This window comes from Catenulispora pinisilvae (genome assembly GCF_015356865.1).
Taxonomy (GTDB): Bacteria; Actinomycetota; Actinomycetes; order Streptomycetales; family Catenulisporaceae; genus Catenulispora; species Catenulispora pinisilvae.
In genome coordinates, this window is the sequence record NZ_JAAFZA010000382.1 from 1 (window position 1) to 6,815 (window position 6,815).

The following is a 6,815-nucleotide window of genomic DNA, read 5'->3' on the forward strand; positions in this document are numbered from 1 at the left end:
GTCCCGGCGCGGGCGCCGATGCTTGTCCCGGCGCGGGCGCCGATGCTTGTCCCGGCGCGGGCGCCGATGCTTGTCCCGGCGCGGGCGCCGATGCTTGTCCCGGCGCGGGCGCCGATGCTTGTCCCGGCGCGGGCGCCGATGCTTGTCCCGGTGCTGGTGCGGATGCTTGTCCCGGTGCCGGTACTTGACCCGGCGCTGGTGCTGATGTCGCCCCTGACGCTGGTTTCGGCCCTGACGCTCGGCCTGGCGCTGCCGCTGAACCTGACTCATCAGCCGGACCGGCTGCCGCCCCCGGCTCGGCCGCGTGCACTACAGCCGCCTCGTTCCTGACAGCCGCCTCGTTCCCGGCAGCCGCCTGGGGCGCCGAGGCCGCGTCGGCAGGACGCCCCTGGGACGGAACCGCCGCGAGGCCTGGTTCCTGCGTACTCGATATCTCAGGGTTCGCCATCATCCGCCGTTCTTCGTGATCGCCGCGTCGTGATCGCCGCGTACGGGTGTGGCGCTCATGCTGGCCCAGGCTACCCTCCGGACGCCAGCGTCGCTGCTAGTCGGCGTCCGGGTCCAGAGCGTCCGGGGACAGGACACTGATGAAGTGTGCCGCGGTCCCGGCCATGGCCTCACGCGCCGGCGCCAAGTACTTGCGCGGGTCCACGGCGTTCGCCGGCGCCTGCTCCAGCCAGGCGCGCACCGCCCCGGTGAACGCGATGTTCAGCGCGGTGCCGACGTTCACCTTCACCACGCCCCCGGCGACGGCGTGCGCCAGTTCGGCGTCCGGCACCCCCGAGGAACCGTGCAGCACGAGCGGGACCCCGACCGCCGCCCGCAGCCGGGCTATGAGCTCGTGGTCCAGGACGGCGCTGCGATCGGTCATCGCGTGCGAGCTGCCGACCGCGACCGCGAGCGCGTCCACGCCGGTGCCGGCCACGAACTCGCGCGCCTCGTCGGGGTCGGTGCGGGCGCCGGGCGCGTGCGCGGACAGCGGCGGCTCGCCGTCCTTGCCGCCGACCTTGCCCAGCTCGGCCTCCAGCCACAGCCCGCGGGCGTGGGCCCAGTCGGCGGCCTCGCGGGTGGCCCGCACGTTCTCGGCGTAGTCCAGGTGCGAGCCGTCGAACATGACGGAGCCGAAACCGTAGTCGGCGGCCTGACGGAGCAACGCGGGATCCTCGACGTGGTCCAGGTGCAGCGCCACATCGATCCCCGCGGCCTCGGCGACCGCGGCCGTGGCGCGCGCGATGGGGGCCAGGCGACCGTGGTGGAACTTCACGGCGTTCTCGGATATCTGAAGGATCACCGGCGACTGCCGGCTCTCGGCACCGGCCACGATGGCCTCGGCGTGTTCGAGGGTGATGACGTTGAAGGCGGCCAGGGCCCGGCGCTCGGCGCGGGCGGCGGTGATGAGGTCGCCGGTGGGCTTGAGAGGCATGGGGATCCTTAGCTTTCGGAACGGGCGCTGAGCTCGGGGCTGATCTCGGAGCTGAGCTCGGGGCTGGCCTCGGGGCTGAGCTCGGGCCTGACCTCGGGGCTGGCCTCGGGGCTGAGCTCGGGCCTGACCTCGGGCCTGACCTCGGAGCTGACCTCGGAGCGGATCTCAGAGCGGAAGCGCCGGTAGGCGTCGGCGTCGAAGACCCCAGCGCGGTCGGTGAGCACTGTCGCGGCCGAGAGCGCCGCGGCGTCGGTGAGCATGTCGGGCCACGGGCTGCCGTCGGCCAGTCCCCTGGCGAGCGCCGCGACCGACGCGTCGCCAGCCCCGGTGGGGTTGCCGCCGTCGATGCGCGGCGGTCGTGCGGTCCACGTGCCCTCGGCGGTCAGGGCGGTGAGCCCGTCGGGGCCGTTGGAGGACACCACAGCCCGAGCGCCGCGGCCGAGCAGTTCGCTCGCGGCCGCACGCGGATCGGTGAGGCCGGTGGCGTCGAGCAGTTCGTGGGCGTTCGGCTTCACGATCGCCGGGCCCGCGGCGAGCGCGGCGAGCAGCGGTACGCCTTCGGTGTCCAGAATCGTAGGCACGCCAAGGCTTTCAGCGACTGTTATGAGCTCCGAGTAGACGTCGTCGGCCAGCCCGCGCGGCAGCTTGCCGGACAGCACCAGCACCGCGGCCGTGTCCAACGCGGCGGTCTCCAACAACGACGCCACCGCCGCGCATATCTCGGCCCACTCCTCGGCGCCGATCTCGGGCCCGGCCTCGTTGAAGCCGGTCGCCAGGCCCGATTCCTCGACCACCGTGACCGTGCGCCGAGTCGCGCCGGCGATGGGTATCGCATAGTGCGGCACCCCGGCCGTCTCCAACTCCGCACGGACCGCTTCGCCGTCGAACCCGCCGAGCGGCAGCACCGCGACCGTGTCCCGGCCGAGGGCGTGCAGGGTGCGGGCGACGTTCACGCCCTTGCCCCCGGCCTGCGCGTGAACCCGCGGACGGTGCGTGGTCCCGGCTTTCAGGGCCGGGACGGTGTACGTGATGTCCAACGCGGGATTGAGCGTGACCGTGACTATCACGGCGCTGAGTCCCCGGGCATCGAGTCTCCCGGCACCAGATCCCACGCCAGTAACCCGGCACCGAGGCAGCCGGCCAGGTCGCCGAGTTCGGCGGTGACCAACTCCGGCAGCACGTGATACGTCGCCTTCGCGCCCAGCGCCTCGGCCAGCGGCCGCATCAGGGTGTCGCCGGCCTCGGCCAAACCGCCCCCGATGACCACGCGGTCCGGGTCGAGCAGGGCCGCGGTGGTGAGCAGAGCGTCGGCCAGGACGTCGACCGCCTCGTCCCAGATCCGGCGCGCGACCGGGTCGCCGGTGGCCAGCCGGGCCGCGACGTCCAGGGCGCCGGTGTTCGCCGTGCCGGCCGCCGCGGCGTAGCGGGCCGCGACCGCGCCCGCCGACGAGTACTGCGCCAGACAACCGTGCAGGCCGCAGCCGCACGGCAGGCCGCCGGGCCGGACCACGATGTGCCCGAACTCCCCGCCCATGCCGTGCGGGCCGAGGTTCGGGACGCCGTCGATCATGATCGCGCCGCCGATGCTGGTGCCCAGCGGCAGGAACACGAAGCGCGCGGAGCCCCGGCCGGCGCCGATACGGGCCTCGGCCACTCCCCCGGCGCGCACGTCGTGGCCGATCGCGACCGGGACCGCCAGGCGCGCGCCGAGCAGGTCCCGGAACGGCACGTCGCGCCAGCCCACAGTGGCCGAGAAGACGCCGACACCGGTCCGTTCGTCGATGATCCCGGGCAGCGCGAAGCCGGCCGCGGCGACCGGGGTGCCCTCGGCCGCCGCCTCGTCGACCAGCTCGGCGGCGAAGTCGGCGATGGTGTCGATGACCGCCTGCGGGCCGCGCTCGATGCGGGTGGCCCGGCGCCAGGTGCGGGTCAGGCGGCCGTCCCGGGTGACCAGGCCGGCTTTGATGCCGGTGCCGCCGACGTCCAGGGCCAGGGCGTGACCGCCGCCTGACGCCTGGCTGTCCGCCGCGTGCGCGGGCGGCACGTGCCCGGCTGGCACGTGCACGCCTGGCACGTGCCCGGCCGACTCTTGGCCGGCCAGGACATCCCCTGCTGGGGCATCGGCGGCACGCGCGTGGCGGGGCGCCGCGGCGGGCTGCTCGGGATCGGACATATCAGACCTCGGACAGAATGATGGAGCGGGTCAGGTTGCGCGGGTTGTCGACCTCCAGGCCCTTGCGGCCGCCGAGCGCCACGGCCAGCCGCTGCACCCGGATCAGCTCGGCCAGCGGGTCGCGGCCGTCGGCGGGGTCCAGCCACTGCCCGCCGGTGGCCTGGACCTGCTCGGCCAGCCCGCGCGGGGCCGTACCGAGCATCCAGGTCACCGTACCGGGCGAGGCGATGCTGATCGGCCCGTGCCGGTACTCCATCGCCGGGTAGGACTGGGTCCAGGTGAGCGAGGCCTCGGTCATCTTCAGCCCGGCCTCGTTGGCCAGCCCGATGGTCCAGCCCCGGCCCAGGAACGCGAACTGGGTCTTGTCCAGGATCGCCTCCGGCAGCGGCTCGGTCACGCAGCGCTCGGCGTCGGCGACGATCTTCTCCAGGTCGAAGGCGGTGCCGGACTGCGCGGCGACGTGCGCGCGGAACAGCGTCAGCGCGGTGGTGGCGAAGCGCGTCTGCACCACCGAGCGCTCATCGGCGAAGTCCAGCACGATCGTCGCCTCGGCCAGCTCCGGCGCCGGGGTGTTCGGGTCGGCGATGACCGCGACGGTCGGGGTGAGGCCCTTGAGCCGCTGCAACAGCTCCAGCACCTCGGTCGTGGTGCCGGAGCGGCTGAGCGCGACCACCCGGTCGTAGGCGCGGCCAAAGGGGAACTCGGAGGCGGCGAAGGCGTCGGTGTCCCCGAGCCCGGCCTCCTCGCGCAGCACCGCGTAGGCCTGCGCCATGTACAGGGAGGTGCCGCAGCCGACGACGGCGACGCGCTCGCCCTTCTTCGGCAGCAACGAGCCGGTCGGACCGGCGGCGAGCGCCGCCGCCCGGCGCCAGGTGCCCGGCTGGCTCGCTATCTCGGCTTCGACGTAGGCGGATCCGGACATGGTCTCTCCCCAGGCTGGCGACGTTCGTGCTTGTATCTGAACGATAGCCAGACGAGTCGAGCAGAATCAAGCAGGAAGAAATACGGCGTGGTCAACCGGGATCCGGCGCGGCCGGCCGAATAATTCCGGCGCACACCTTTTACCGCCTGCCATAGAACGCGCGCCGTGCTGCTCGGGGCGCACCCGGGGCGTACTCAGTCCGCGCTCAGCCCCTGCTCAGCCCGTGCTCAATCCACGGTCAATCCACGCTCAATACGCATTCCGCCGCATTCAGCCCGCGGTCAGTCAGCCTTTCAGTCCGCAGTCAGTAGCCCGCAGTCAGTCAGCGCTCAGCCCGCGTTTCAGTCCGCATTTCAGTCCGCGAGGTGGATCCGCACGCCGAGTTCGCGCAGCGCGTCCAACTCGCCGGGGTCGGCGCTGGGATCGGTGACCAGATCGGAGACCAGCGCGGCCTCGGCGATCCGGGCGAAGGCCCGGCGGCCGACCTTGGTGCCGTCGGCGACCACGATCACCCGGGCCGACTGCAGGATCATCGCGCGGTTGGTCTGCGCCTCGACCTCGTGGTGGGTGGTCACGCCGGCCGCCGCGCTGACCCCGCCGACGCCGAGGAAGGAGGCGTCCAGGTTGAAGCCCTCCAGCGCGCGCTCGGCGACCGGGCCGATCAGCTCGTAGGACTCGGTGCGCACGGTGCCGCCGGTGACCACCAGGTCTATCGCCGGGCGCAAAGCCAACTCGGCCGCGATGTTCAGGGCGTTGGTGACGATCTTCAGCCCGCCGCGCATCCCCAGGAACCGCGCCACCTCGCTGGTGGTCGTGCCGCCGCACAGCCCCACGGTCGCCGCGCTCTCGTCGATCAGCCCGGCGGCCAACTCGGCGATCCGGCTCTTCTCCTCCTGCTGGCGCGCGCCGCGATAGCGCATGGGGAGTTCGTAGAGCACGCCGGCCGGGACGGCGCCGCCGTGCGTGCGCTTGACCAGACCCTGCTCCTCCAGCGCCTGAAGGTCGCGGCGGATGGTGGCCTGGGAAGTGCCCAGGCGGTCGGCGCTCTCCACGACCCCCACCGAACCGTGGTCGGCCAGCAGGGCGAGGATGGCTCCCAGGCGGTCTTCTTGACGCATGGGGACACAGTAGCGCGCGATCCGCTCACTGTGATGCTCGTTCGCGCAAGATCCGAGCATGAATGATCATCTCCGGCCCCAGCCGTCCCACCAGCGATGTTTTTCTGTGTTCGATGACAGTTTCGTAACTTAGTGGTGACTCGTACCGATCATGCTCGTTGGTCCGGACATGGTCTGGATTAACCGACGATCGTCGGATCGTGCCCTGGTCGCCACTTTGACGGCGCTGGCGGCGGTGATGTTCGGGTGGGGCTTCCAGCGGGGGCGGACGCACCCCTTCTACACGGCCGCCGTCCGCTCGATGGGCGCGAACTGGCACGACTTCGTCTACGGGGCTTTCGACCCCTCCGGCTTCATCACCACCGACAAGCTGCCCGGCGCGTTCTGGGTGCAGGCGCTGTCGGTGCGGATCTTCGGCTTCCACGCCTGGGCGGTCCTGCTGCCGCAGGTGCTGGCCGCGACGGCGTGCGTGCCGCTGCTGTTCGTCACGGTACGGCGCTGGGCCGGGCGGGGCGCGGCCTACGCGGCCGCCGTCGGCTACACGCTGACCCCGGTGACCGTCGCGCTGTCCCGTACGAACATCCCCGACGCGCTGATGGTCTTCTTCATGGTGGTCGCCGCGCACGCGCTGTGGCGCTGGGCCGACGGCGGACGGCGCGCGACCTGGTGGCTGGCGGCCTCGGCGGTGTGGCTGGGGGTGGCGTTCAACGTGAAGATGGGGCAGGCGCTGCTGGTGGTCCCGGTGTTCGCCGGGACCTGCTTCCTGCTCGGCGCCGGGAGCCGCTGGTGGCGGCTGGGCCGGGCGGCGGCGTACGGGACGCTGGTCGCGGTGGTGTCGCTGGCCTGGATGGTGTTCGTCACGCTGACCCCGGCCTCGCAGCGCCCTTACATCGACGGCTCGGTGCACAACTCGGTCTGGGAGATGGTCTTCCAGTACAACGGGTTCGGCCGGATCGGCGGCCAGGGCGCCGGGACCGACCCGCTGGCCGGCGGCGCGGTGCTGTCCGGGGCCGGCGGACCGGCCGGGCTCGGCCGGATCTTCGGGACGGCTTCGGCCGGACAGATCAGCTGGCTGGTGCCGACCGCGGTGGTGGGGTTGGGCGCCGGGCTGTGGGCGGCTTGGCGGGCACGGCGAGCGAGGCTGGCGGCGGCGTCGGTTGCGGCGCTGCCGGTTACGGC

General features: G+C 72.7%; 6 protein-coding genes and 1 pseudogene. 2 read left to right on the forward strand and 5 right to left on the reverse strand.

Annotation, left to right across the window (positions count from 1 at the left end):
• A pseudogene (locus tag IZR01_RS51815) lies at positions 1–330 on the forward strand (hypothetical protein); the annotation flags it as partial.
• A gap of 214 nt (positions 331–544) precedes the next feature.
• On the opposite strand, the gene IZR01_RS47165 reads toward IZR01_RS51815, so the two are convergent.
• From IZR01_RS47165 to IZR01_RS47185, 5 genes are all read right to left on the reverse strand, one after another.
• The gene (locus IZR01_RS47165) at positions 545–1,423 is read right to left on the reverse strand and encodes a class II fructose-bisphosphate aldolase (protein WP_194927655.1); all 879 of its coding nucleotides are present in this window, start codon (positions 1,421–1,423) and stop codon (positions 545–547) included.
• A gap of 8 nt (positions 1,424–1,431) precedes the next feature.
• Positions 1,432–2,490 carry a 1-phosphofructokinase family hexose kinase gene (locus tag IZR01_RS47170; RefSeq protein WP_194927656.1) on the reverse strand — a complete coding sequence of 353 codons (1,059 nt, stop codon included), beginning with the start codon at positions 2,488–2,490 and terminating at the stop codon, positions 1,432–1,434.
• Positions 2,487–3,596, reverse strand: coding sequence for an ROK family protein (locus tag IZR01_RS47175; RefSeq protein WP_194927657.1), 1,110 nt, complete (start codon positions 3,594–3,596; stop codon positions 2,487–2,489). Before IZR01_RS47175 ends, IZR01_RS47170 begins: the two co-directional genes overlap by 4 nt.
• A 1-nt stretch (position 3,597) precedes the next feature.
• The gene (locus IZR01_RS47180; RefSeq protein ID WP_194927658.1) at positions 3,598–4,518 is read right to left on the reverse strand and encodes an SIS domain-containing protein; all 921 of its coding nucleotides are present in this window, start codon (positions 4,516–4,518) and stop codon (positions 3,598–3,600) included.
• 353 nt (positions 4,519–4,871) lie between these two features.
• The gene (locus tag IZR01_RS47185; RefSeq protein WP_194899354.1) at positions 4,872–5,636 is read right to left on the reverse strand and encodes a DeoR/GlpR family DNA-binding transcription regulator; all 765 of its coding nucleotides are present in this window, start codon (positions 5,634–5,636) and stop codon (positions 4,872–4,874) included.
• 169 nt (positions 5,637–5,805) lie between these two features.
• On the opposite strand from IZR01_RS47185, the gene IZR01_RS47190 reads away from it, so the two are divergent.
• Positions 5,806–6,815 (forward strand): ArnT family glycosyltransferase (locus tag IZR01_RS47190; RefSeq protein ID WP_194927659.1); only part of this gene is annotated, 1,010 nt, incomplete at its 3' end.

Excerpts from the sequence above, each read along its gene's own strand:
- IZR01_RS47165 (WP_194927655.1), bottom strand. The coding sequence starts at position 1,423 with ATGCCTCTCAAGCCCACCGGCGACCTCATCACCGCCGCCCGCGCCGAG.
- IZR01_RS47175 (WP_194927657.1), bottom strand. The coding sequence starts at position 3,596 with ATGTCCGATCCCGAGCAGCCCGCCGCGGCGCCCCGCCACGCGCGTGCC.
- IZR01_RS47180 (WP_194927658.1), bottom strand. The coding sequence starts at position 4,518 with ATGTCCGGATCCGCCTACGTCGAAGCCGAGATAGCGAGCCAGCCGGGC.
- IZR01_RS47185 (WP_194899354.1), bottom strand. The coding sequence starts at position 5,636 with ATGCGTCAAGAAGACCGCCTGGGAGCCATCCTCGCCCTGCTGGCCGAC.